The organism is Coprococcus sp. AF16-22 (genome assembly GCF_003461545.1).
GTDB classification, from domain to species: domain Bacteria; phylum Bacillota; class Clostridia; order Lachnospirales; family Lachnospiraceae; genus Coprococcus; species Coprococcus aceti.
Map to the genome: position 1 here is coordinate 119,337 of NZ_QTXH01000009.1, position 24,854 is coordinate 144,190.

Annotated in this window: 21 protein-coding genes and 1 riboswitch; of the genes, 13 read left to right on the forward strand and 8 right to left on the reverse strand. The window is 47.0% G+C overall.

Going from position 1 to position 24,854, the window contains the following annotated elements; genetic code table 11:
• The first annotated feature begins 151 nt into the window (after window positions 1-151).
• The 9 genes from recJ to DWW60_RS10540 all read left to right on the forward strand — a co-directional run bounded on the left by recJ (window position 152) and on the right by DWW60_RS10540 (window position 12,020).
• On the forward strand, window positions 152-2,035 hold the full coding sequence (gene recJ / locus DWW60_RS10500) for a single-stranded-DNA-specific exonuclease RecJ (protein ID WP_117875337.1): 1,884 nt from the start codon (window positions 152-154) through the stop codon (window positions 2,033-2,035).
• 63 nt (window positions 2,036-2,098) lie between these two features.
• Window positions 2,099-2,623 carry an adenine phosphoribosyltransferase gene (locus DWW60_RS10505; protein ID WP_015534328.1) on the forward strand — a complete coding sequence of 175 codons (525 nt, stop codon included), beginning with the start codon at window positions 2,099-2,101 and terminating at the stop codon, window positions 2,621-2,623.
• 35 nt (window positions 2,624-2,658) lie between these two features.
• Window positions 2,659-5,103, forward strand: a complete 2,445-nt coding sequence (locus DWW60_RS10510; protein WP_015534327.1) for a RelA/SpoT family protein — start codon at window positions 2,659-2,661, stop codon at window positions 5,101-5,103.
• A gap of 17 nt (window positions 5,104-5,120) precedes the next feature.
• Window positions 5,121-5,762 carry an MBL fold metallo-hydrolase gene (locus tag DWW60_RS10515; RefSeq protein ID WP_070098441.1) on the forward strand — a complete coding sequence of 214 codons (642 nt, stop codon included), beginning with the start codon at window positions 5,121-5,123 and terminating at the stop codon, window positions 5,760-5,762.
• Between the two features lie 21 nt (window positions 5,763-5,783).
• Window positions 5,784-7,289, forward strand: a complete 1,506-nt coding sequence (gene hemZ, locus DWW60_RS10520) for a coproporphyrinogen dehydrogenase HemZ (protein WP_117875338.1) — start codon at window positions 5,784-5,786, stop codon at window positions 7,287-7,289.
• Window positions 7,280-7,894, forward strand: a complete 615-nt coding sequence (locus DWW60_RS10525) for an HD-GYP domain-containing protein (protein WP_022217474.1) — start codon at window positions 7,280-7,282, stop codon at window positions 7,892-7,894. The genes hemZ and DWW60_RS10525 overlap by 10 nt, the downstream gene beginning before the upstream one ends.
• Before the next feature lie 54 nt (window positions 7,895-7,948).
• Window positions 7,949-9,781, forward strand: coding sequence for an aspartate--tRNA ligase (gene aspS / locus DWW60_RS10530; RefSeq protein ID WP_055146156.1), 1,833 nt, complete (start codon window positions 7,949-7,951; stop codon window positions 9,779-9,781).
• A 189-nt stretch (window positions 9,782-9,970) separates the two neighbouring features.
• Window positions 9,971-10,420, forward strand: coding sequence for a protease complex subunit PrcB family protein (locus DWW60_RS10535; RefSeq protein WP_238051193.1), 450 nt, complete (start codon window positions 9,971-9,973; stop codon window positions 10,418-10,420).
• Window positions 10,421-10,454: 34 nt separating this feature from the next.
• Window positions 10,455-12,020, forward strand: coding sequence for a DUF3794 and LysM peptidoglycan-binding domain-containing protein (locus DWW60_RS10540; protein ID WP_055271962.1), 1,566 nt, complete (start codon window positions 10,455-10,457; stop codon window positions 12,018-12,020).
• On the opposite strand, the gene DWW60_RS10545 is transcribed toward DWW60_RS10540, so the two are convergent.
• Window positions 12,017-12,334 carry a helix-turn-helix domain-containing protein gene (locus DWW60_RS10545; protein WP_117875344.1) on the reverse strand — a complete coding sequence of 106 codons (318 nt, stop codon included), beginning with the start codon at window positions 12,332-12,334 and terminating at the stop codon, window positions 12,017-12,019. The two genes, DWW60_RS10540 and DWW60_RS10545, sit on opposite strands and share 4 nt — an antisense overlap.
• Window positions 12,335-12,485: 151 nt before the next feature.
• Entirely contained in the window at window positions 12,486-13,061 is a 576-nt protein-coding gene (locus DWW60_RS10550; protein ID WP_015534320.1) for a biotin transporter BioY, read from the reverse strand.
• A 264-nt stretch (window positions 13,062-13,325) separates the two neighbouring features.
• On the opposite strand from DWW60_RS10550, the gene DWW60_RS10555 reads away from it, so the two are divergent.
• From DWW60_RS10555 to metK, 4 genes are all read left to right on the forward strand, one after another.
• Window positions 13,326-14,150: a nitrilase-related carbon-nitrogen hydrolase gene (locus DWW60_RS10555; protein WP_022217478.1), complete on the forward strand. Its 825-nt coding sequence runs from the start codon at window positions 13,326-13,328 to the stop codon at window positions 14,148-14,150.
• 101 nt (window positions 14,151-14,251) lie between these two features.
• The gene (locus DWW60_RS10560; protein ID WP_015534318.1) at window positions 14,252-14,668 is read left to right on the forward strand and encodes an HIT family protein; all 417 of its coding nucleotides are present in this window, start codon (window positions 14,252-14,254) and stop codon (window positions 14,666-14,668) included.
• A gap of 124 nt (window positions 14,669-14,792) precedes the next feature.
• On the forward strand, window positions 14,793-15,524 hold the full coding sequence (locus tag DWW60_RS10565; RefSeq protein WP_117875339.1) for a TraX family protein: 732 nt from the start codon (window positions 14,793-14,795) through the stop codon (window positions 15,522-15,524).
• An 83-nt stretch (window positions 15,525-15,607) separates the two neighbouring features.
• Window positions 15,608-15,737, forward strand: a riboswitch (SAM riboswitch).
• Window positions 15,738-15,807: 70 nt separating this feature from the next.
• On the forward strand, window positions 15,808-16,995 hold the full coding sequence (metK, locus tag DWW60_RS10570; RefSeq protein WP_022217499.1) for a methionine adenosyltransferase: 1,188 nt from the start codon (window positions 15,808-15,810) through the stop codon (window positions 16,993-16,995).
• Between the two features lie 93 nt (window positions 16,996-17,088).
• Here the strand turns inward: metK and DWW60_RS10575 are convergent, their stop codons facing one another.
• The 6 genes from DWW60_RS10575 to DWW60_RS10600 form a co-directional block, all read right to left on the reverse strand.
• Window positions 17,089-18,516, reverse strand: coding sequence for a cohesin domain-containing protein (locus DWW60_RS10575; RefSeq protein WP_117875340.1), 1,428 nt, complete (start codon window positions 18,514-18,516; stop codon window positions 17,089-17,091).
• Window positions 18,517-18,540: 24 nt separating this feature from the next.
• On the reverse strand, window positions 18,541-20,661 hold the full coding sequence (locus DWW60_RS10580) for a cadherin-like beta sandwich domain-containing protein (RefSeq protein ID WP_243002949.1): 2,121 nt from the start codon (window positions 20,659-20,661) through the stop codon (window positions 18,541-18,543).
• 207 nt (window positions 20,662-20,868) lie between these two features.
• Window positions 20,869-22,170: a UDP-N-acetylglucosamine 1-carboxyvinyltransferase gene (locus tag DWW60_RS10585; RefSeq protein ID WP_117549764.1), complete on the reverse strand. Its 1,302-nt coding sequence runs from the start codon at window positions 22,168-22,170 to the stop codon at window positions 20,869-20,871.
• A 74-nt stretch (window positions 22,171-22,244) separates the two neighbouring features.
• A complete protein-coding gene (locus DWW60_RS10590; protein WP_015534312.1) occupies window positions 22,245-22,658 on the reverse strand; it encodes an aspartate carbamoyltransferase regulatory subunit in 414 nt (137 codons plus the stop codon).
• Between the two features lie 11 nt (window positions 22,659-22,669).
• The gene (gene pyrB / locus DWW60_RS10595; protein ID WP_055280331.1) at window positions 22,670-23,599 is read right to left on the reverse strand and encodes an aspartate carbamoyltransferase; all 930 of its coding nucleotides are present in this window, start codon (window positions 23,597-23,599) and stop codon (window positions 22,670-22,672) included.
• Between the two features lie 37 nt (window positions 23,600-23,636).
• A complete protein-coding gene (locus tag DWW60_RS10600; protein WP_022217503.1) occupies window positions 23,637-24,569 on the reverse strand; it encodes an ornithine carbamoyltransferase in 933 nt (310 codons plus the stop codon).
• Window positions 24,570-24,854 lie beyond the last annotated feature (285 nt).

Consider the following 24,854-nt stretch of genomic DNA (forward strand, 5'->3'; position numbering starts at 1 on the left):
CAAATAGACATAACAGGTGAAATGTCAACATTTACAGGCAAAATGGCGGCATTTACACTGGTAATACCATAATGCGTCTGCTAAAATATGTGGATGGATACAGCAGGGATGCGGATATGTTCCTGCGATAAAATGATACGGAGAACAGAAGATGACATTGACACCGGAGCAGAAGGATATAATAGATAAATATGTGAAGAAGCCAGAGTGGAGAGTGGCGGGCAAAAGAGCGGACTTTAATGCCATAGGCGAGAGGTTCGGTGTGAGTCCTGTTGTGGCGAGGGTTATCACGAACAGAGGAGTCACCGGGGAGAAAGCCATAGCTATGTACCTTGATGGCGGCTGGGATTCCATGCACGATCCGGCACTGATGAAGGATATGGTGGAAGCCGGTGAGATAATAAAGGAAAAGCTCAGTGATAACAGGAGGATAAGGATAATCTCGGACTACGACGTGGACGGGGTTACCTCCAATTATATATTGCTTCTCGGCCTTCGGAGAACATGGGCGGCGCTGCACGGAAGCTGCGCTGATGATTGCACCGTGGTGGATTACGACATTCCACATCGAGTGCATGATGGATACGGAATAAATAAAAGACTTTTAGATGCCGCCATATCGGATGGTGTTGATACTATCATAACCTGCGACAATGGAATAGCGGCGATAGAACAGGTGAGATATGCGAAGGAGCGTGGGCTTACGGTCATCGTCACGGATCACCATCAGATCCCATTTGAGGAGAGTGATGGCGGCGAGCGGGTATATATGCTGCCCCAGGCGGATGCGGTCATAGACAATCAGAGGCAGGACTGTGAATATCCATTCAAGGGGCTGTGCGGGGCCGGCGTTGCGTTCAAGCTCATCCAGTACATGTACAGGATATGCGGGATAGCCGAGAGCGAGGTAAATGAATTCATGGAGATCCTGGGGCTGGCTACCAACTGTGACATGATGGATCTGGTGGATGAGAACAGACTCTATGTAAAATATGCCCTTGAAAGCCTGAAGGACAGCCGCAATCCGGGTCTGAATGCCCTCATGATGCTCAGCGGCAGAAATGAGAAGAAGATATCAACGTATGATCTGGGATTTCTGATAGGGCCGTGCATCAATGCGGCGGGAAGACTGGGGGATGCGAAACAGAGCCTTGAGTTCTTGCTTGAGAGAGATCCAAATGTCGCCGAGGCAAGGGCTAGGGAACTGCTGGCTGTCAACAATGAGAGAAAGAGCATGACGGAGGCCGGAGCCCGGCATATCACAGATATGCTTGAGACAGCCACTGTGAACGGAGAGTTCGGACAGGCGGCTACCCTTGCGGACAAGGTACTTGTGGTGTATATACCGGCTGTACATGAGAGCGTTGTGGGAATAATCGCCAGCAGGCTCAAGGAGGCATACACAAGACCTGTGATGGTGTTCACGGATGCAGAGACGCCGGGGATACTGAAAGGATCGGGAAGATCCATAGACAGCTACAACATGTTCGAGGAGCTGAACCGGTTCCGGGAGATGTTCACTGCATTTGGCGGACATGCCATGGCGGCGGGCTTTTCCATAGAGAAGGAGAGGCTTGACGAGCTGAGGCGGAAGCTCAATGAAGCGGCGGTGCTGACGGATGAAGATATAACACCTAAGCTGATGATAGATGTGGCCATGCCGCTGGCGTACAACAGCATAGAGCTGACGGAACAGATCGAGAGGCTTGAACCATACGGAAAGGGTAACAGGAAACCGCTGTTTGCACAGGCGGCAGTACCGGTGCGAAGGGCGCAGATACTTGGAAGAAACAAAAATCTTCTGAAGCTCCAGCTTGATACCGGGTACGGAAGGTGCGTGGATGCCATAGATTTTGATCCGGATACATTTGTGAATAACATAAAACAGTGGTTTGGAGAGGATGAATGTGTTAAAATGTTAAATGGTCAGCCGAACGCCGTAGTGATAGATGTCGCATACTATCCGAGCATCAATGAATATATGGGAAGACGTTCACTCCAGATGAAGATGGAGGCCTATAACAAGGGAATATAAGCTGACTTTGATGAGAATACTATTAAGTACATTTGTAATATATATCATACAGGAGGACGTAAGATGAGTGAGGTAGAAAAGTATATCAAGAGTATTCCTGATTTTCCACAGCCGGGAATCATATTCAGGGATGTGACAAGTGTAACAGAGGATCCTGAGGGCATGAAGCTGGCCATCGATGAGATGGACAAGCTGCTGGAGGGAGTAGATTACGATGTCATCGCCGGAGCAGAGTCCAGAGGATTTATATTTGGAGCACCGCTGGCATACAAGAACGGCAAGGGACTTGTTCTCGTGAGAAAGAAGGGCAAGCTTCCAAGAGAGACCGTGGAGATGTCTTACGATCTTGAGTATGGACAGGCTACTATAGAGATACATAAGGATTCCATCAAGCCGGGTGAGAAGGTTGTGCTGGTGGATGATCTTATTGCAACAGGTGGAACCATAGAGGCTGCGGCTAAGCTTATAGAGAGCCTTGGCGGAATAGTAGTCAAGATGGTATTCCTCATAGAGCTGACAGACCTGAAGGGAAGAGAGAGACTTTCCAAATATGACGTGGCTTCAGTAGTACAGTTTGAGGGCGAATGATCAGGGCAGAATAAAACAGGAAGTGTGGTGAGCATATGGGAGAGACATTGGATAAGACACAGGACAATATAATAGCTCAGGAGACAAAGAGGGCTGCGGAAGCAGGTGTTATCACCTCGGAGCAGGCCACGAAGGATGGAATAGCAGCCATCGAGAAGGCTCTTGCGTCTGGCAAGAATGTTCCTCAGAATGAACTTATAAAGCTGGAGGAGCAGGCGAATAAGCAGATGAAGGCGAAGAGAGAGATAGATCTGTCCACACCGGCAGATTTTACACCGCCGGAGGAATTGTATAAGGAGCTTATCTCAAGGATACTCACATATCACCCATCTGCCGACATCACTATGATAGAGAAGGCATATAAGGTGGCGGACGCTGCCCACAAGGGACAGCTCAGAAAGTCCGGGGAGCCTTATATCATGCACCCTCTGAATGTGGCCATAATCCTGGCAGAGCTTGAGCTCGACAAGGAGACGATAGTGGCAGGGATACTCCACGATGTCGTTGAGGATACAGTCATGACATCTGAGGAGATAGCAGCGGAGTTCTCCGAGGAGGTTGCTTTCCTTGTGGATGGAGTTACGAAGCTGACACAGCTCAAGATGACCACGGACAAGATAGAGGTTCAGGCGGAGAATCTGCGTAAGATGTTCCTCTCCATGGCGAAGGATATCAGAGTCATACTGATAAAGCTGGCGGACAGACTCCACAATCTGAGAACCCTCCAGTATCAGTCACCGGAGAAGCAGATAGAGAAGGCCAGAGAGACCATGGATATATATGCGCCTATCGCACACAGACTTGGTATCAGCAAGATCAAGGTCGAGCTGGATGACCTGTCCATGATGTACCTCATGCCGGATGTGTACAAGGATCTCAAGGCGCAGATAGATGAGAAGCTTACCGAGAGGGATGCTTATATCAAGAGGGTCGTTGCCGATGTCAAGAAGCATATTGATAATGCCGGACTTGAGGCTGAGATAGACGGAAGAGTAAAGCATTTCTTCAGTATATATAAGAAGATGAAGAACCAGAACAAGACTCTGGATCAGATATACGATATATTTGCGGTACGTATCAAGGTGAATACGGTCAGGGACTGTTACTCAGCACTGGGTATCATTCATGAGATGTACAAGCCTATTCCGGGAAGATTCAAGGACTACATAGCCATGCCTAAGTCCAACATGTACCAGTCCCTTCACACCACACTGATCGGACCTGAGGGACAGCCATTTGAGATACAGATAAGAACCTACGAGATGCACAGAACGGCTGAGTATGGTATCGCTGCGCACTGGAAGTACAAGGAGAACATAACCGGTACGGTCATGCAGAAGGAGGAGGAAAAGCTCTCCTGGCTCCGTCAGATCCTTGAGTGGCAGAGGGATACCGATGACAACAAGGAGTTCATGAGCTTTGTCAAGACTGACCTTGATCTCTTTGCTGAACAGGTATACTGCTTTACTCCTGCCGGAGATGTTAAGAACCTTCCTAGCGGATCCACACCTATAGATTTTGCTTATGCCATTCACACGGCGGTGGGCAACAAGATGGTCGGTGCAAGGATCAACGGACGACAGGTTCCTATAGATACCAAGCTCAACAACGGAGATCGTGTGGAGATCATAACCTCACAGAACTCCACAGGACCAAGCCGTGACTGGCTGAATATAGTCAAGAGTACACAGGCGAGGACAAAGATCAACCAGTGGTTTAAGCATCAGCTCAAGGATGAGAATATCAGCCGCGGAAGAGAGCTCATACTGAACTACTGCAAATCAAAGGGAATAGACTACTCCATGTACTCAAAGCCTGAGTATCAGGAGAAGATATACAAGAAGTACAATTTCCAGGATTGGGATTCCATAGTTGCCGCCGTTGGACATGGCGGAATCAAGGAAGGTCAGATAGTAAACCGTCTGATTGATGAGTACAACAAGGAGCACAAGCCACAGACTGCCACGAACGCTGAGGTTCTGGACGAGTATTCGGTGAAGAAGAACCATGGCAACCATACCGGCAAGGGTGGAATAATCGTAAACGGCATAGATGACGTTGCCGTGAGATTCTCCAAGTGCTGTTCACCTGTTCCGGGGGATGAGATCATAGGATTTATCACCAGAGGACGAGGTGTGTCCATACACCGTACTGACTGTGTAAATGTGTTGTGCATGAGCGAGGCGGACAGAGCCAGAGTCATCGAGGCAGAGTGGAAGGATGACGCTGTTGCATCGAACACATACATGACCGAGATAAATATATATGCAGATGACAGAAACGGCATATTATTTGACATAACCAAGATCCTCAGCGAGGCAAATATAAACGTAAACAGTATCAACAGCCGTACAAGCAAGCAGGGCAAGGCTACGATCACGATCTCATTTGCGATCAAGTCGAAGGAACAGTTGAATACGATAATTGCCAAGATAAGGAATGTTGATAATATAATTGATATAGAGAGAACTACGGGCTGATGGCCGGAAAGGTTTATATGGCGGAATTAAAAGTTATCAGAAGTGAGCTGGGAGGATTCCAGACGAATTGTTATATAGTGGCAAATGAGCAGACCGGGGAGGCGATAGTCATTGATCCTTCATGGAATGCGAATTATATATACAACACACTGAAGAAGAATGAGTATACCTGCGTTGGCATTTATCTCACTCACGGTCATGTGGATCACATGGCGGCGATGGGAGATCTGAAGAAGCTCACAGGTGCGGATACATATGCTTCGGAGGACGAGAAGGAAGTTCTCGGCAACAGCAGGGTGAACCTGTCGGCGATGATGACCAGTGTATTTGAAAAGGTGATAGAGACTGAGACGGATCACTATCTGAGCGACGGCAGTGTGAAGAAGCTGCTTGGCACTGAGATGAGATGCATCAGTGTGTCGGGACATACCAGAGGCGGAATGTGCTATTACTTCGAGTCAGAGAATATACTGTTCTCAGGGGATACGCTGTTCAAATACAGTGTGGGAAGATCGGATTTCCCTACAGGTGATGAGCATGCGCTGCTCGAGAACATAAGAGAGAAGCTGTTTGTGCTTCCTGATGATACCGTGGTGTACCCTGGACACGGGGAGACAACACTTATAAGAAAAGAGAAGAAGATGAATCCGTTCTTCTGATGGGCGGATCATGGTGGAAATATGATATTACTGATACAGAATATAGAAGATTACAACAATGATCTCCGGGTGAGTCTCCAGGCCTTCTACGGCGGTGAAAGAATAGTGGTTCCGGAGATATTTGACAAAAAGCCGGAGCTTAAGGCGGAGATAGACAAGGCGCTTGTGGCGGATATAGATGACAATAGAATAAATATAGAGCTGTATTCTGTAGCAGACGGAGGAGAGCGGACTTTGGCGTGCAGCACACAGATCCCTGTGGATGGCGACTGCCGGGATAAGAGTGCCGTGAGGAATCCGTTAAAGCTGGCGATATACAACATGCTTTCGGAGTATACAGGCCGCAGACTTCCGTGGGGCTCCCTGACGGGTATCAGACCTACGAAGATAGCTGTGTCTTATATGGAAGCCGGTATGACCTCAGAGGATATAATAGGAAACTACCAGGAGATATATGGAACCTCCCGTGAGAAAGCCGAGCTGGCAGTGGCGGTGGCTGACAGGGAGAAGAAAATCATAGACTCTGTGGCGGAGGAGGACGAATACTGTCTGTATATAGGCATACCGTTCTGTCCGACAAGATGTTTGTACTGTTCATTTACCTCATATCCGATCGCGGTATATAAGAATAAGGTGGATGCATATCTGGACGCAGTCGAGAAAGAGATGGCATACGTTGCGGAGGCATATTCCGGAAAACGGCTCATATCAATATATGTGGGAGGCGGAACGCCGTCATCCATATCTGCGGAGCATATGGACAGACTCTGCAGCATGATAGAGAAGTCATTTGACCTGTCACAGGTGAGGGAGTTCACCATAGAAGCGGGCAGACCGGACAGTACCACGTTTGACAAGCTTGAGGTCATGAAGCGCCACGGAGTGACGCGTATAAGCATAAATCCACAGACCATGAACGAGGAGACATTAAGGACCATAGGCAGGGCACATACGCCGGAGCAGACGGTCATAGCCATGGAGAATGCCCGGAGAGCGGGCTTTGACAACATCAACATGGATCTGATAGTGGGACTTCCGAGAGAGGACACGGATAGTGTGGAGAACACGCTGAGACAGGTGAAGGAGCTTTCCCCTGAAAGTCTGACGGTTCACACCCTTGCCATCAAGAGGGCGGCGAATCTGAACATAGAGATGGACAAATACCGTGACACCCTGAAGTCGGATATAGACAGCCAGCTTGGTGCTGTTACGAGGGCGGCGGCTGAGATGGGGCTTGATCCATACTATCTGTACAGACAGAAGAACATGACCGGCAATCTGGAGAACGTGGGTTACTCGAAGCCGGGGCTTGAGTGCCTGTACAATATACTCATCATGGAGGAGAGGACTGACATCATCGGTCTCGGTGCCGGAAGCTCATCGAAGCTTGTGGTGAGACCAGGACATGACGGAGTGACAGAGGGGACACGTATAGACAGAATAGAGAATTGTAAGAGTGTAGACGATTATATAGCTCGAATAGATGAGATGATCGAGCGTAAGAAAGCGGGATTTATATGGGATTAGCATTGGAGAAGGATGCAGAAGAATGCTATTCAGTTGATATGAATGATGCGGTGCGCCATGGAATGTGTGTGAGTATACTGGCATCTGAGCTGGCGAGGGAGCTGGGCTGCGATGAGGAATTCATACACAAGGTTGCCGTGGCGGGAATGCTGCACGATGTGGGCAAGCTGCAGGTGAGTCCTTACATATATGGACGGCGGCAGGGTGCGATGAAGATCGAGGAGATGAGATACGTCAGGCTGCATGCCAAGCTTGGCGCGGAGATACTTAAGCGTGAGGGCTACGATCAGGACATAGTGGATATGGTGCACTATCACCATGAGAACTATGACGGCTCAGGATATCCGTACAGGATGCGGGGCGAGGAGATACCACTCGGCGCAAGACTTATCAGAGTGTGCGATGTGTTCAGTGCACTGGTCAGCGACAGACCATACAGGAAGGCATTTGACGCGGATACGGCATTTGGAATGGTGATAGATGAGGTGAGACACTTCGACATGAGGGCGTTCCTGGCGTTCCAGCGGCTGATCAACACCACAGACATCATGAGCAGGGTGGATCAGGTGCTTCACGGCGATATTCCAGGTCTTGACGAAAAATGAAAAAAGTGTATAGTGACATAAGGAAAGTTTTTAATTTTAGGAGGATAGCGTAAGATGGCAGAATCTATGCAGGGGCTTAAGAGAAGCCACAGATGTACAGAGGTTAGCAGTGCCAACATAGGTGAGAAAGTTACCGTGATGGGCTGGGTTCAGAAGAGCAGAAATAAAGGTGGAATAATCTTTGTAGATCTTCGAGATAGAAGTGGAATATTACAGGTTATATTTGAGGAGTCACAGTGTGGCGCAGAGTGCTTCGAGAAGGCAGGAAAGCTCCGTTCAGAGTTCGTTGCAGCCATCGAGGGAACAGTGTGCAAGCGTGCGGGTGCAGTGAATGAGAACCTTGCAACAGGAGACATCGAGGTCGTTGCAAGCAGCCTCCGTATACTGTCAGAGGCAGAGACACCTCCATTCCCTATAGAGGAGAACAGCAAGACCAAGGAGGAGATAAGGCTCAAGTACAGATATCTCGATCTCAGACGTCCTGACCTCCAGAGAAATCTTATCATGAAGAGTAAGGTAGCCACCATCGCCAGACAGTTCATGGCAGATGAGGGATTCCTTGAGATAGAGACACCTATGCTGACCAAGTCAACACCAGAGGGAGCAAGAGATTACCTTGTGCCAAGCCGTGTACACCCTGGTACATTCTACGCTCTGCCACAGTCACCACAGCTCTTCAAGCAGCTTCTTATGTGCTCTGGTTACGACAGATATTTCCAGATCGCAAGATGCTTCCGTGACGAGGATCTCCGTGCAGACAGACAGCCGGAGTTCACCCAGATGGATATGGAGCTCTCATTTGTTGACGTTGACGATGTAATCGATGTAAATGAGCGTCTTCTTGCAAAGCTCTTCAAGGAGATACTTGATCTCGACATCCAGCTTCCAATTCAGAGAATGACATGGCAGGAGGCAATGGACAGATTTGGTTCAGATAAGCCTGACCTCAGATTTGGACTCGAGCTCAAGGATGTCAGCGATGTTGTCAAGGACTGTGAGTTCGGAGTATTCACAGGTGCCCTTGCAAATGGCGGAACAGTCCGCGGTATCAATGCCGAGGGACAGGGAAGCATGCCTAGAAAGAAGATAGATGCCCTTATCGAGTATGCAAAGACATACGGCGCAAAGGGACTTGCATATATAGTTATCAACGAGGATGGAAGCTACAAGTCATCATTTGCCAAGTTCATGACAGAGGAGCAGATGAACGCCCTTGTGGCAGCCATGGATGGAAAGCCTGGCGACCTGCTTCTGTTCGCAGCGGACAAGACAAAGATCGTATGGACAGTCCTCGGCGCACTGAGATGCCATCTGGCAGAGCTCATGGGACTTGTGGACAAGAATGTATACAGATTCGTGTGGATCACAGAGTTCCCACTTCTTGAGTGGTCAGACGAGGAGAACAGATTCACAGCTATGCACCATCCATTTACCATGCCTATGGAGGAGGATCTTCAGTACATCGATTCTGATCCGGGCAGGGTTCGTGCAAAGGCTTATGATATAGTATTAAACGGAAATGAGATCGGTGGAGGTTCAGTCAGAATCCATCAGGATGACATTCAGGAGAAGATGTTCGAGTGCCTTGGCTTTACAAAGGCCGAGGCTCACGAGAGATTCGGATTCCTTCTGGATGCGTTCAAGTACGGAGTACCACCTCACGCAGGACTTGCCTATGGTCTTGACCGTCTGGTCATGCTCATGGCAAAGCAGGATTCTATCCGTGACGTAATCGCATTCCCTAAGGTAAAGGATGCATCATGTCTCATGACAAATGCGCCTGACTATGTAGACGACAAGCAGCTCGCTGAGCTTGGAATCGAGGTCACACCAGAGGCTGAGGCCGAGATCGAGGCTGAGAAGAGCGCACCTGCAGACGCAGAGTAGAATGACAGAATAATATACAGAAGGACGAGCTTCTGATACGGAGGCGGGATATCAAACAGGATATCCCGCCTCTTTTTTGCGCTTACAGACATAAAGAGCAAATAGGGTACATATACTATACCAAAGTGTGTTAAGTGGCTTAAAATGACAGCCAGACACCTTAAAAAGCAAATGGCGGAGGTGATACATGTGGAAAATGAAAAAGAGTTTCTAAGAGGGAGAATGTGGGGCAGACTTACCTTCCTGCTGGTGGTTGCACTGGAGCTCATGATATTCTGCGTTGGATGTGCAAGGTTTGAGGTGTCGGACAGTGGTGAGCCGCTGCTCTATGACGTGTGCGATGAGACCATGCTGCCGGATGAACTGGTTACCATCATAGACAAAAAGAAGGAAAACCCATTTAATCTCGTATATTCAAACAGCACATATACATATATAGTCATCGCTGCGGGCATGCAGGAGAGGGATGACGTTGGGGTGACTCTGGAGGAGATGTACAAGGACGACAATGCCATTTACATCAAGGGAGTTTTAAGGCAGGTGGCGACTCCGACGGATGGCGTGAAGGGAGACAATGTATCATTTCCTTATATGGTGGTCAGGATAGTGAAGATGGATCTTCCGGTTGTATTCAAGTAGAACGGTATATCATAAAAAATAAGGTGGGGAAAATATGGAGCTTACTAAGAACAGGATCACAACGACGAATCTTAAGGCGGCAAAATATGTTGAGTTTACCGTGGATGACGATTTCAATGTCCCTGATGTGAAGGGGGATATAGACAGACAGATAGCCAGCAAAGGACAGGTGACGATAGAAAACATAGACGTCATGGAGGGCAAGGCGCGCATCACAGGAACTGTGAGCTACGCCATCCTATACCAGACGGACCGGGAGGGGTATTCATTTGAGAGCCATGACGGAGAGCTGCCATTTGAGGAGACGATAAATGCGGATGAACTGTCGCTGGGAGATAAGGTTTCCGTACAGGGTGTGTTGGAGGATCTGTACGTGACCGTGATAAATTCCAGAAAATACGAGGTGAGAGGGCTTGTGGGCGTGAAGCTCTGGGCGTGCCAGCAGATCACCGCAGAGGGCGCCGTGGGCATAGCAAACGGCTCTGGTATAGAGTGCATGACGGAGAAGGTAAGCTTTACAAATCTTGCGGCGTCTTCCAGAGACATAATGAAGATAAAGGAGGACATAGAGATCCCGGCAAATAAGCCGAATATCGGACGTGTGCTGTGGGATCAGGTGAACTTTTCGGAGATAGAGAGCCGTGCCACGGACGTGGGGGTACATATAAGCGGCAAGATGGACATATTTGTCATATACAAGCCGGATGACGAGGTGGCTCCGGTGCAGTATGTCAGCGCCACGAGGGAGTTCCAGGACACTGTGAACTGCGATGGAATAGACGAGGATATGATACTGGACGATATGATAACCGCATCCCGCGGTTCGGTGTCCGTGCGTGCAAATGACGGCGGTGAGGACAGGATACTCCAGGTGGAGAGCAGCCTCAATGTGGACATCAAGGTGTACGAGGACGTGGAGGCAGACCTTCTCAAGGATATGTTCTCATATTCTGCGCAGGTCGATCCCGTCAGGAGCAGATTTAGCTACGAGAACCTTCTCATGAGAAACAATGCAAAGACGAGGGTCGTGAAGAAAGAGAGGCTCAAGAGCAGCCAGCCGTCCATTCTCCAGATCGTAAATGTGACGGGCAGTGTGGATATAGACGATGTCAGGCCGGCGGATGACGCCGTGGTCGTCGAGGGTGCTGTGAAGGCGGCAGTTCTTTATGTGTCATCGGATGACAGCAGACCTCTGTGTCAGATGGAGGTGGTAGCTCCATTTTCATACAGGGTGGAGACTGTTCCGCTCAGAACTCAGGATTCCATCAGGATTACCCCTGCACTCAATCAGATCACGGCGGCGCTGCCGGGCAATGACGAGGTGGAGATAAAAGCCATAGTGGATATGGGAATGACCATATTTACCCGGAAAGAGATAGAGCTTATCGATGACATGACGGTGGCTCCGGTCGATATGAAGAAGAAAGCGGTGGCGCCAGGTATAGTGGGCTATGTTGTGCGTGACGGTGACAGCATATGGTCGATCGCAAAACAGTATTATTCCAGTCTTGATTCCATAAGAAAGCTCAACAGCCTTGAGGGGGATGACGTGAAAGCCGGTGACAGGTTGATAGTGGTCAAATGTGCGGGAAAGAATTAGCTGTTGCCCTTCCAGTGTATATTGTATTTTCCCGGTGATCTGGGATCCTGGTCGGTGACAGCGGCTTCTCTGTAATATTCTTCGTATGGAACAGGGTTGTTGGTGATTCCAAGAATGTAATCGGATGACACGTTATATAACTCGGTGAGATATATAAGGTGATGGATTGGCAGCGCGCTTGCGCCCCTTTCATAACGTGCGTACATGGTTTGTGAGGTGTTCAGATAGCGGGCAACATATTGTTGTGTAAAGTCATGATCTTCCCGCAGTCCACGGATTCTTTCTATATACTTTTTATCCTTGCTAAATTCCATATACTGCATTCGATCACCCGCAAAAATGATAACATACGGGTTTGTGACCCTTTTAATTTTAGTAAATATGTTTACTAAACGAGATGGTAACAAAAAAGTGCAATCATAGCCGACAGCTATAATTGCACTTAAGTTTGTGTATTTCCATTAATCAGGCTTCTTTTGCCTGTTCATTGGCCTCTTTGTCGTCCTTCTCAGGGAGAAGTCTCTTGAACAGTGGAACGAGCTGTGCGGCGATGACAGCCTTAACGAGGTCGAGTGGAATGAATGCCACGAAACCTGATAAGAATGCAACCTTCCATGTGAGGTTACCGTTGAACTTCCACCAGATCATTCCCACGATATCAATGATCACGACACCTATGATCGCAACGATGGTATACTTAAGTCTCTTGTACTTTTTGCCTTTGATGAGACCGACTACGATTGATGCAATGATGAATGAGAAGGTGTATCCACCGAATACTCCGAACAGATATCCAAGGCCTGCGCCTCCGCCGATGAATACAGGAACGCCGATGGCACCCATGATCATCCAAAGTGCTATTATGATCGTTGAGTCTCTGAGCTCAAATACGAGAGCTATCAGAATTATCATAAAGTTGAGTAATGTGATGTGTGCTGCGTTAGGGAGCGGTGTTGGAATGCTCAGGTAAGCGGATGCACACAGAATTGCAGTGAACATGGCCATCATGACCAGCTCTACAGTGGTAAATGCTTTTTTCATTTGTAATAATCCTCCAATGATTGTAATGCCTGTGTACAGCTTATTCACAACAAATCCAGGTAGTTTCGACGGGCTGATGACGAATACTGCCTGGATTTGTTAACCTATACACAAGGGCTATGGTTGACATTATATATACACATGAGAGGAATGTCAACCATAAATTTTGAGCGCAGGTTAACATTTGCAAAACACACGTTATTGTGTAAAATACTTAATATAGAATTCGAACGATATATAGAGTGTATACACAGGAGGCGGGATATGATAAAGGTCGGAATCACGGAGATCGATATTGGATACGAGGATAAGGAGTATGCCAGGGAGCACTGTCTTGAGGTCATGCAGGAGGCATATGAGAATGGCGTTGAGCTCTTGGTGTTTCCTGAGATGACGCTGACGGGATTTACCATGATGCCCGCGCGCATGTGGGAGGCGTACAGGGATGGTGAGATACCGGAGAGCGTTTCGTTTTTCATGGAGAACAGCAGGAAATACGATATGGCCATGGTATTTGGTTATATAGAAGCTTTCATGGCAGATGGAAGCGGTGAGTTTGATGAGAGCAGAAGGAAGGTATTTGAAAATAAGCTGGCGATCGTCAGCGGTGATGAGGTGATCATGGATTACGCAAAGATACATCCTTTTTCGTTCAGCGGTGAGGACAGGGTGTACCGGGCAGGCAGCCGTATTTGTCAGGCGAATGTCAAGGATCTGAGGCTGGGCGGATACATATGCTATGATCTCAGATTCCCGGAGATATTTTCGGCGGCGAGGGATTCTTACGATGCCATACTTGTGATAGCCAACTGGCCTGAGGAGAGAGTTGCCCAGTGGGAAGCGCTGCTCAGGGCGAGGGCCATTGAGAATCAGGCATACGTGATAGGCGTGAACAGAGTGGGCATGGGTAAAAGGGAGAGATATGTCCCGAGCTCACATATATATGATGTCTACGGCAATGAGATGGCGGAGAGGGTGAGCGACAGACTGCTCGTTGCGGAGCTGGATCCTGCGGTCATAGCCGGTGCCAGAAAGACATTTCCGCAGGGCAGGGACAGGAAAAATGAATTTTACATGTCAATATTATAGAATTATTTGACTAGTGTATAAAACTGGTGTTCTCTTTGGTGCTTGTAATATTTTGTCAGATGGTTTACAATGGATAGAGGCAATGAGGAGGTAAAACTTATATGAATAAGGACGATTGCATTTTTTGTAAGATAGCCAACGGTGAGATTCCATCAGCGACAGTTTATGAGGATAGTATCTGCAGAGTAATACTTGATGTGAATCCTGCTAACAAGGGCCATGCGCTTATTATCCCGAAAGAACATTTTGACAATATATACAGCATGGATGCTGAGACAGCAGCCAAGATATTTACTATAGCTACAGAGGTGGCAAAGGCACAGAAGGCTGAGCTGAATCCGGACGGACTGAATATCCTTCAGAACAACGGCGAGGCAGCAGGTCAGACTGTATTCCACTTCCATATGCACCTTGTTCCAAGATACATCAAGGACAACGTGACTATGACCTGGATACCGGGTAAGGCTGATACAGAGGAGCTGTCAGCATTGTCTAAGGCTCTCAGAAAGAGAATCTAGACGATTGAAGATAGATATATAAGGTTTTGTGAGAAGAGCAGCACATGATGAACATAAGTCATGTGCTGTTTTTTCTGTTACGGTGTTACTGATAGAAAGAGCAGGCGGTAGGAAAGGACTGTATATGGAGTATAATGAAGAAACTGAGGAAAGAGGGCTGAGGCGGCTGTCGTCAAATGCGCTCAAGCTGACAGCCTGTGTGTGTATGGCCGTAGATCACATAGGCATAGTATTCATGGATAACAACTACATAATGCGCGCTGTGGGGCGTCTGGCATTTCCTGTATTTGCATTCCTGCTTGTACAGGGGCTTCTGCGTACATCCGACGTGAGGAGGTATCTTCTGAGACTTGGAATATTTGCGGTGGTGTCAGAGATACCATTTGATCTGGCAATGCACGATACGATCTGGTATCCGGGGGCTCAGAACATATTCTTCACCCTGACAGCCGGACTGTTTGCCATATACGCCATGGATAGCCGGGGGCCAATCGGAAGATGGAAGGTCGAGATCGTACTGGCCGCAGCACTTCTGGCGGAGTTCCTGAGATTCGACTACGGCATGGCGGGAGTGGGAATCATAGTTATGTTCTATCTGATCGAGAAGGAGCGGAGTGGAGCGGATGCTTATACTCTGGCATATTTCAATAAGAAGCAGAACATTGAGATCGTGGTGCTCAGTTCGCTGGTATACATTCTCTGCCTGGGCATGAATCAGCTATACGCTCTGCTGGCGATGATACCTGTGAATATGTACAGCGGAGAGAGAGGAAGGATGAAGCTCAAGTATTTTTTCTACCTGTTTTATCCCCTGCATTTGCTGCTTATATGGTTTATATGGAAAATAATTCATTAAGCATCATTTCCCCCAAAAATATGTTGACTAATAACTCTCAATGATATAGAGTAATGATTGCATTTATAGATATTAGAAAAACGCTCTTATTCAGAATGGTGGAGTCAGAAGGGACGAAGAAGCCATGGCAACCCCGATGTCAGATTCGGAAGGTGCCGACCTGAGCGACGCAGATATGTAGGTGATACAAGATCTGTGCTCGAACAATGAGAGGCTTGACAGACACGATCAAACCGCTCATACGAAGCGGTTTTTCTTATGTACAAAAAGGAAAGGAAGTAGTATGGAAAGAAGATTATTTACATCGGAATCAGTAACAGAAGGACATCCTGACAAAATCTGTGACCAGATATCAGATGCAGTGCTTGACGCGCTGATGGAGCAGGATCCAATGAGCCGTGTGGCATGTGAGACATCCATCACGACAGGTCTTGTGCTTGTCATGGGAGAGATCACAACCAACGCTTATGTGGATATTCAGAAGATCGTTCGTGAGACGATCAGAGAGATCGGATACGACAGAGCAAAGTACGGATTTGACTGTGATACATGCGGCGTTATCACAGCCATAGACGAGCAGTCATCAGATATTGCCATGGGAGTTGACAAGGCGCTCGAGGCAAAGGAGCATCTCATGAGCGAGGATGACATCGAGGCGATCGGTGCCGGAGATCAGGGTATGATGTTCGGATTTGCAACAAATGAGACACCTGAGTACATGCCATATCCAATAGCACTTGCCCACAAGCTTGCAAGAAAGCTCACAGAGGTAAGAAAGAACGGAACACTCCCATACTTAAGACCGGACGGTAAGACACAGGTAACAGTTGAGTACGATGAGAATGACAAGCCTGTAAGACTTGATGCAGTCGTTCTCTCAACACAGCATGGAGAGGAAGTCAGCCAGGAGCAGATCCACGCTGACGTTAAGAAGTATATATTCGACGAGGTTCTTCCACAGGAGCTCATCGATGAGAATACCAAGTTCTTCATCAATCCAACAGGAAGATTCGTAATAGGTGGACCAAATGGAGACAGTGGTCTCACAGGACGTAAGATCATCGTTGACACATACGGCGGATATGCCCGTCACGGCGGCGGAGCCTTCTCAGGCAAGGATTGTACCAAGGTAGACCGTTCAGCGGCTTATGCGGCCCGCTACGTGGCTAAAAACATAGTTGCAGCAGGTCTGGCTGACAAGTGTGAGATACAGCTCTCATACGCTATCGGTGTTGCAAGACCTACATCCATCATGGTAGACACATTTGGCACAGGAAAGCTTTCAGATGAGAAGCTTGTCGAGATCATTAGAGAGCACTTTGACTTAAGACCAGCAGGTATCATCAAGATGCTTGACCTCAGAAGACCTATCTACAAGCAGACAGCAGCTTACGGACACTTCGGAAGAACAGATCTTGATCTCCCATGGGAGAAGCTGGACAAGGTGGATGTGCTGAAAGCATACTTATAAGCAGATTAAAAAAATTCAGACAAATATAAAAGCACATGTATCAGATTGAAACTGATACATGTGCTTTTTGTATATCACGTTATTCCGTGAGTATTAATCTTTGTATTTCTTTGCGGATTCAAGTGCCGCATCTATCTCGTCGAGGGATGCCTGGATCTTGCTCTCCGTACTCTCCGTATCCTCTTTGACGTCAAATGCTGAATCTATAGGCTCGCTGTCATCGGCGACATCCTCAAATGCAGTGTCGTCATAGTCGTCAGTGTGGATGACATCGTCCTCATCAGGAGATACCTGATTGTCGTAATCGGAGTCTGCGTAACTCTCGTGGATAACCTCGTTGTCCCCAGGGAAGAGCGCCTTGTTGTTGATGGTGGGCACCTCGCTATTGTCGTGGTGAGGCATTCTGACGTGTTCAGCGGCTTTTGCGGAAGGCTCGGCAGCTTCTGATGTTTCATTTGCTGTGCTTTCCTTCTCCTCGTTGTCCTTCTTCAGCTTGTCTATCTGAGCCTCGTAATCAGCGATGAGACCCTTGAGTGAGACAGCAAGGATGATGATGACAACGACCAGTATCACAAGAACTATGATGGCTATGAGCATTATTACGAACTTGTGCTTGTCTATGAAGCTGGACAGCGAATCCGTCTCCTCGATGAGATCCGTTGCGTCAAGGAAAGTTCCTTCATTTGGATTGAAGAAATACCAGCCCTGGTGTCCGTCGTTTGTTGCTGCGTAGAGGAGAACGGTGTTGGAACTGCTTCCCTTCATATAAGCTCTGATGTCCGTGTCGTTCAGGTTGATCTTCACTGGAAGATATCCGGTTGGCACTGAGACTGAATTAGGCTTTGGAATGATGTTATAAGTGTTGTTGTTTGAGTGAACGCTTACAAGGGTATCTGCAGGTGCGGATGCGTTCTGATCTGCCTCTGTGAGTGTTCCTACCTCATCCTCAGTAACAACAGGCTTGGTCTCGCTGTCGATCAATGCAAGAGGTGTTGCAGGCTCGGCTTCTGAACCGGTATCGCTGACAGTAGATGAAGCTGCTTCGGTGGAAGCGGCGGCTGACTTGTCGCTGATGGTTACCGAGTTGTATGACGGTGTCATGTCTATCGACTCTTCTGTGTCGGAGATGACCTCAACTGCTGATGTCTCTATGCTGGCAGTTCCGCTCGCAATGGCGGTAAATGTAAATGTTGCTGTCATTGCATCTCCAGGCTTTACATTTGCCTGGGAGTAGCTTACGGTGCCCTCAGATTCCACGGTGCCGCCGCTCACAGCCTTGAGCAATGTGGAATCATATGTGATATTGTAGCTGTAGCTTGATAAAGCCTGATCGGCTGCGTTTATACTTACCTTGATCTCCACGGTATCGCCAACAACGACCGTGGTGGATGGAACCTCAACACTAAATGCGACTGTAGCGGCATAAGTGGTATGAAGCATGAAAAGCATCATAGTCAACACACATGCAACTTCTGTCATAAACGTTCTAAAGCTAAATCTTGTAGTCCTCATAATATTCATATACGGTTATCCACCGAGTCCTCCTTATCCTCTGTTAATTATTATGGTGTAAGTACGTGTAGCTTTACTCTGGGATTTACATACTATCTTAAATGTATTCTTTCCTGATTTCAGGGTTTTTGTTCCCTTTCCGCTCACTGTGGAGTAGCTGCTTACAGGTGAAGCGTTTATTGTCACACTTGATACAGATGAGCGCACATTTACCGTGTACTGTGTAGTGCTGTTTATTGCAAATGTAGGTGACAGCTTCTGGCCGCTTACAGAGAGTGTTTTCAGGTAGTTGTTCTGGTTGCCCGGATTAGCCGCAGGCATCTTCATTGCTGTGCTTGGCATATTCTTGTAAACAGGTATGGCAAATGTTATGGCCTTGTTGAGTGCTCCTGAAGACTTGTAGGCATCATATACCTTCCATGCCTCTGTTGTAGGGGCCTGTACATTTCCCATGTACTGATGCCAGTACAGGCAGTCTGTGTAGGTTACGTTGAACTTCTGAGTATACAGAGTGTTCTGACCCTTGTTGATGTAGGACTCTCCGATATACATCGCACCGCCGATTATTGATTTGGCAGGTGTTGTCCATGGCCTGTTGTATGATGTGCCCGATGAAGCCCATCTCAGACCGTTTGTTATAGCGTTGCCTGATGCACTCTCAAATGCACCGATATTGTAGAAGTTATATATGCCGGGATATGTGGCATTCTTACCGTTTGTTCCCGAGGTTATCGAGCCTCCGACCTCCTGCTTGATACGTGAAGCAATGTGGTAAGGGCTGACGCCGGATTTCTGTGCTGCGGTGATTATCATGGACGAATATGTGGTGGTCGAACCGGTTGGGTGCGCATTGTGCATAAACGAACCAGATAATATAGCCTCAACTCCTGACTTTGTCTGTGATGAGTCGTATGACAGCTTTTCAAATGCGAACATGGAGCTTGCGGATGACATATATGTTCTCGGATCGAGGTAATACTTTACAAGATCGTCCGAGGCTGCAAACCATGTTGAACCATCATATGATGAGTAGGAGTCTGTCTTGTAGTTGTATCCAACGGTCTGTGATCTCCAGCCGTAGTTAGGACTGTAAGATGTACAGTTTACAAGGTTGTTGACACGTCCCTGTACGTTGACCTCGTTCTTGACCACGTCGTTCCAGTTAAGGTTGGTGTGTACCGCCTTGAATATCCAGTTTGGGTGCTCCGCATGGAGCTTTCTGAGAAGCACCTTGTAGCTCTCAGGGAAGTTCTGGGCGGATAATTGCTTTTCAAATGCTGCATCCGATGTCTGGTTACCGTCAGGTTCCTTGTATGTTCCCATTGTGATGAGCGATGAGGAGATAAATCCTGTATACTTCTTGCTGCTGTATGTGAGGTTGACCTTGTACCATGACTTGTTGGATGTATCAGTCACGGAGAGTGCCTGTCCCTTCATGAGCATGATCGCGCTTCCGTTGTAGGTTATAGGTGTACCCGCTGCCGTATGGCGGAAGTATACATAGTCTTCATTCACGTAACCGCTCTTGGCTGCCTGAGCCGCTGTGGTAGGCTGCTGCGTAGTAGCCTTGGTCGTGGCCTTTGTTGTGGCTGAAGTGGAGTCGATCACGATGAACTTGGAATATACATAACCGGTGTAGCGCTTCTTCTTATATGTAAGCTTGACCTTGTACCATGTCTTGTTGGAAGTGCTCAGTACGGTCATGCTCTGACCGCCCATGAGCATGATCGGCGATCCGTTATACTTCAGCGGCGTGCCGTTTGGCGTTTTTCGGAAATATACATAGTTTTCATTTTTTCGAAGGTGAGCCTTCTTGGAGGTTGTCCTTGTTACCTTGATAAATGCGGAGTACACATAACCGGTGTAGCTCTTCTTCTTGTATGTAAGCTTGACCTTGTACCATGTCTTGTTGGAAGTGCTCAGTACGGTCATCTTCTGACCCTTCCTGAGGAGTATGGCCGAGCCGTTATATTTTATAGGCGTGCCGTTTGGTGATTTGCGGAAATACACGTAGTCAGACGTGAGAGTTCCCGTGGTCGCGGCTTCTGCGTGATTGTTTCCCACATACAGTCCGGTCACCGCGATGCAGACGACCGCCCAAATAAGCATTACGATAGAAATAGTAGTCCGGGTTCGTTTAGTATTGATATCCATAGTAACCTCCATTTTTCATAAAACAAATCTATATATAAAATAGTATTTATGACAAAATTACATCAGTCTAAGTTTACCATAATTATTGCAAATGAGCACCATTTTTGTGAAAAAAGTTATAAAAAAGTAATAAAATTGCAATAAAAAAGCTTTTGCCGGTCAGACAAGTGCTGACCGGCAAAAGCTTTTCGCCTTATGTCGTATATATTAACCTACTTTGAGCTTGAATTTCTGGATCTCTTTGTCCGTCTCTACCTTCTCGATGAGAGCACCAAGTCCGCGAAGCTTTTCGTCGAACTTCTCGTAGCCTCTCTGGATATACTTGATATCACATACAGTAGAGAAGTCGTTGGCCACAAGTGCCGCAATTACAAGTGCTGCGCCTGCTCTTAGGTCAGGTGCTGCAACATTTGCACCGGTGAATGTCTCCACACCATCGAGAATAGCGGTGTTGCCCTCGACTCTGATGTGTGCGCCCATTCTTGAAAGCTCTGCGACATACTTGAATCTGTTCTCAAATATGCTCTCGGTGACGATGCTTGTTCCGTTGGATAGTGCAAGTGTAACCGCCATCTGTGGCTGCATATCTGTCGGGAATCCCGGATATGGCAGAGTCTTGATGTTGGTAGCCTTGAGTCTCTTGTTGCACATTACTCTCACTGAATCATCGTACTCGATGACAGTGGCACCTATATCTGTAAGCTTTGAGGTTATAGCCTCAAGATGCTTAGGAATTACGTTCTTGATGAGGACGTTGCCTCTGGTGGCTGCTGCTGCAACCATGAAGGTTCCTGCCTCGATCTGATCCGGAATGATGGAATATGTAGTTCCGTGAAGTGACTTTACGCCACGGATACGGATGACATCAGTTCCGGCACCCTTGATGTTAGCACCCATACTGTTGAGGAAATTGGCAACATCAACGATATGTGGCTCCTTGGCTGCGTTCTCTATGGTAGTCTTGCCGTTTGCCATTACGGCGGCCATCATGACATTGATGGTGGCACCTACTGAGATCACATCCATGTAAATGTGGCTTCCGATCAGCTCATCAGCCTCAACGGATATCATACCGTTTGCTATATCAACGTGGGCTCCAAGTGCTTCAAAACCTTTTATGTGCAGATCTATCGGACGGGCTCCGATGTCGCATCCGCCTGGAAGAGCGACCTGTGAATGGTTATATTTGCCAAGCAGTGCGCCGAGCAGATAGTAGGATGCTCTGATCTTTCTGATATATTCGTCGTCGACACAGAGATTGGTATTCGGATTGATGGTTCCACCACATATAGCAACCGTGTGCTCGTCTATGTAACGGACCCTTGCGCCGATACCCTGAATGGCCTGAAGAAGGACTCTTGTATCTCTGACGTTCGGTACGTTTTCTATTGTGACTTCCTGGTCGGTCATGACTGCGGCGGCAAGTATTCCAAGTGCGGCATTCTTAGCACCCGCAATGGTAACTTCGCCCTCCAGAGGACGACCTCCCTTGATAACATACTGTTCCATATTTCACCTCTTAGATAATTCTCGGATTATCGCAACTTTATAGATTATAGCACATAAAACTGAAAAGTAAACAGTTACTTGTCTGCTTCACAGTATATACATCTGTAAATTCGCTTTTCTCTGTCTGTGAGTTTGAATATATGGGTTATTCCCTGCTCTGTGGTCGTAATGCATCTTGGATTGGTACATTTCTTTATTCCAACCAGTCTCTCAGGCAGTTCGATCTTACGTTTTTCAACGAGCTTGCCGTCCTTGATGATGTTGACGGATATATCCGGGTCGATATACCCCAGAACATCAAGGTTTATGTCAATATCCTGATCTATCTTAAGAATGTCCTTTCTTCCCATCTTCTCGCTTTTAACATTCTTGATTATAGCAACGGAGCAATCCAGCTTATCAAGATGAAGATCGTTGTATATCTGCAGGGCTTTGCCTGCTGTTATATGGTCAAGTACAATACCATTCTGAATACTGTCAATATTCATGATCATTCCTCCTATGCCTTAAAATCCTTGTCGAGTCCGAGAAGGTCCATGATGAGTGCCATTCGGACATATTTGCCGTTGAGTGCTTGTCGGAAATAACATGCTCTCGGATCGTCATCCACCTCAACAGATATCTCATTTACACGAGGAAGCGGGTGAAGGATCGACAGGTCAGGCCTAGCGAGAGCCAGCTTTGACTTGTCAAGAATATAGGTATCTTTCAGTCTTATGTAGTCCGCCTCGTTGAAGAAACGTTCTTTCTGGACTCTTGTCATATAGAGAACGTCCAGAGATCCGATAGCATCCTCAAGAGAGGAAATCTCCTCATATGGTATATTATTCTTTTCGATGACTTCTGTTCTTATATAATCAGGTAATTTTAATTCATCCGGTGATATGAGAATAAATTTTATGCCTTTGTATCGTGACATGGCTTTTATAAGTGAATGAACCGTACGACCAAACATAAGATCTCCGCAGAAACCTATGGTCATATTGTTTAGTCTGCCCTTCTCTCTCTTTATTGTGAGAAGATCGGCCAATGTCTGCGTAGGGTGATTGTGACCGCCGTCACCAGCATTAATAATAGGAACATCTGATTTCATGGAAGCCAGCATCGGGGCACCCTCTTTATAATGTCTCATAGCTATAATATCGGCATAACAGCTGACGATCTTGACGGTATCGCCCACACTCTCACCCTTGGTAGATGATGATGAGCTTGCTGATGAGAAACCGAGCACGTTGCCGCCCAGTTCCATCATGGCAGCCTCAAAGCTCAGCCTTGTACGTGTACTTGGCTCGAAGAACAGGGTAGCCAGCTTCTTGCCCTTGCACACCTCACTGTATTTTTCTTTGTTATCGATGATGTCCTGCGCCAGAGTGAGCAGATGATCGATCTCCTCAACTGACAGATCCATCGGGTCTATTAAATGTCTCATTTGACATGATCCTCCTTAGGTTATCAGAATGAATATTTTAAGAATTAAGAAGTGTATACATAACAGCCTTCTCAGCGTGACGTCTGTTCTCAGCCTCATCCAAAATGTGGTTGAGGTTCTTGTCGATAACGCCCTGTGAGATCTCAAATCCCTGGTGCATAGGCATGTCGTGGAATACTATAGCTTTGCTGCCCTCTGTAAATTCCTCGTTGAGCTGGTAAGGCATCATCTTGGCGAGAGTCTCTTCCTTCTGCTGCTTGTATGCAGGGTTGTTGAAAAACTCCATGTCTACCCATGTATCTGTGTAGAGGATATCCATATCCTTTGCGTACTTCTTTGCCTCCTCCATGCTCATGGTAGGATCGAGTTCAACATAGTGGCCTGTAGCCTTTGCTGCTTCAAAGAAGTCATCACCACATACAGTGTTGTTTACAAGTGGTGTGAGTCCATAGATGGTTCCTTTCTTCATCTTTGCGAAGAACTCAACAAGAGAGTTGAATACATTATTCTTGGCACCGATGTACATAAGTTTTACATCGAGACTGCCAAACTTTTCTATAATAGTGAGGGCATCTGCCAGGATCTGGCATGGATGATAAGAACTGTCACATCCGTTGATAAATGGAACAGTAACATTGTTGCCGAACAGCTCGACTGTCTCATTCTTTACAAGACGTGCCATGATGATATCTACATTCCTGCATACATACTTAATCTCTGATACAGGCTCACCGAGTGTAAAGTTGGAATCCTTCCAGAGCTGGTTGTAATATGTACCGCCGAGCTCAGTTATACCTGTTGTAAATGAAAGAAATGTTCTTGTGGAAGTCTTCTCAAAAAGAGTGTAGAGTTTCTTGCCCTCAAGAGCGTGAGCGTACTTATCAGGGTTCTTCTTCATGTCAAGTGCCAGATTGAGAATATCCATCAGCTCATCAGCTGTGAAATTCTTGAAGTTAAGCATGTTTTTCATAACAAATGTCCTCTTTTCTCTAGAATTATAAATTGTTTGCAATACGGACAAACATAATCTGTGGATCCTGGCAATATATTTAGGATACGGGTGTTGAGATATGTCTGTCTGAAATTTTATTATATAGCACATGGTTTCAAAAGTAAAACAGTTTACGACATCACATAAATTATGAATGTAAATATTTGAAGATTTATGCCTGATTATAAAAAAATATAGATAATAAAGCAAAAAACAGCTTAATTTTTTGATTTTTATTGACAAAGATGTATATATATGGTTTTA

What these genes read in the sequence shown, in the direction of transcription:
- recJ (WP_117875337.1), top strand. Translation starts at nt 152, where the DNA reads ATGACATTGACACCGGAGCAGAAGGATATAATAGATAAATATGTGAAG.
- DWW60_RS10505 (WP_015534328.1), top strand. Translation starts at nt 2,099, where the DNA reads ATGAGTGAGGTAGAAAAGTATATCAAGAGTATTCCTGATTTTCCACAG.
- DWW60_RS10510 (WP_015534327.1), top strand. Translation starts at nt 2,659, where the DNA reads ATGGGAGAGACATTGGATAAGACACAGGACAATATAATAGCTCAGGAG.
- DWW60_RS10515 (WP_070098441.1), top strand. Translation starts at nt 5,121, where the DNA reads ATGGCGGAATTAAAAGTTATCAGAAGTGAGCTGGGAGGATTCCAGACG.
- hemZ (WP_117875338.1), top strand. Translation starts at nt 5,784, where the DNA reads ATGATATTACTGATACAGAATATAGAAGATTACAACAATGATCTCCGG.
- DWW60_RS10525 (WP_022217474.1), top strand. Translation starts at nt 7,280, where the DNA reads ATGGGATTAGCATTGGAGAAGGATGCAGAAGAATGCTATTCAGTTGAT.
- aspS (WP_055146156.1), top strand. Translation starts at nt 7,949, where the DNA reads ATGGCAGAATCTATGCAGGGGCTTAAGAGAAGCCACAGATGTACAGAG.
- DWW60_RS10540 (WP_055271962.1), top strand. Translation starts at nt 10,455, where the DNA reads ATGGAGCTTACTAAGAACAGGATCACAACGACGAATCTTAAGGCGGCA.
- DWW60_RS10545 (WP_117875344.1), bottom strand. Translation starts at nt 12,334, where the DNA reads ATGGAATTTAGCAAGGATAAAAAGTATATAGAAAGAATCCGTGGACTG.
- DWW60_RS10550 (WP_015534320.1), bottom strand. Translation starts at nt 13,061, where the DNA reads ATGAAAAAAGCATTTACCACTGTAGAGCTGGTCATGATGGCCATGTTC.
- DWW60_RS10555 (WP_022217478.1), top strand. Translation starts at nt 13,326, where the DNA reads ATGATAAAGGTCGGAATCACGGAGATCGATATTGGATACGAGGATAAG.
- DWW60_RS10560 (WP_015534318.1), top strand. Translation starts at nt 14,252, where the DNA reads ATGAATAAGGACGATTGCATTTTTTGTAAGATAGCCAACGGTGAGATT.
- DWW60_RS10565 (WP_117875339.1), top strand. Translation starts at nt 14,793, where the DNA reads ATGGAGTATAATGAAGAAACTGAGGAAAGAGGGCTGAGGCGGCTGTCG.
- metK (WP_022217499.1), top strand. Translation starts at nt 15,808, where the DNA reads ATGGAAAGAAGATTATTTACATCGGAATCAGTAACAGAAGGACATCCT.
- DWW60_RS10575 (WP_117875340.1), bottom strand. Translation starts at nt 18,516, where the DNA reads ATGAATATTATGAGGACTACAAGATTTAGCTTTAGAACGTTTATGACA.
- DWW60_RS10580 (WP_243002949.1), bottom strand. Translation starts at nt 20,661, where the DNA reads ATGGATATCAATACTAAACGAACCCGGACTACTATTTCTATCGTAATG.
- DWW60_RS10585 (WP_117549764.1), bottom strand. Translation starts at nt 22,170, where the DNA reads ATGGAACAGTATGTTATCAAGGGAGGTCGTCCTCTGGAGGGCGAAGTT.
- DWW60_RS10590 (WP_015534312.1), bottom strand. Translation starts at nt 22,658, where the DNA reads ATGAATATTGACAGTATTCAGAATGGTATTGTACTTGACCATATAACA.
- pyrB (WP_055280331.1), bottom strand. Translation starts at nt 23,599, where the DNA reads ATGAGACATTTAATAGACCCGATGGATCTGTCAGTTGAGGAGATCGAT.
- DWW60_RS10600 (WP_022217503.1), bottom strand. Translation starts at nt 24,569, where the DNA reads ATGAAAAACATGCTTAACTTCAAGAATTTCACAGCTGATGAGCTGATG.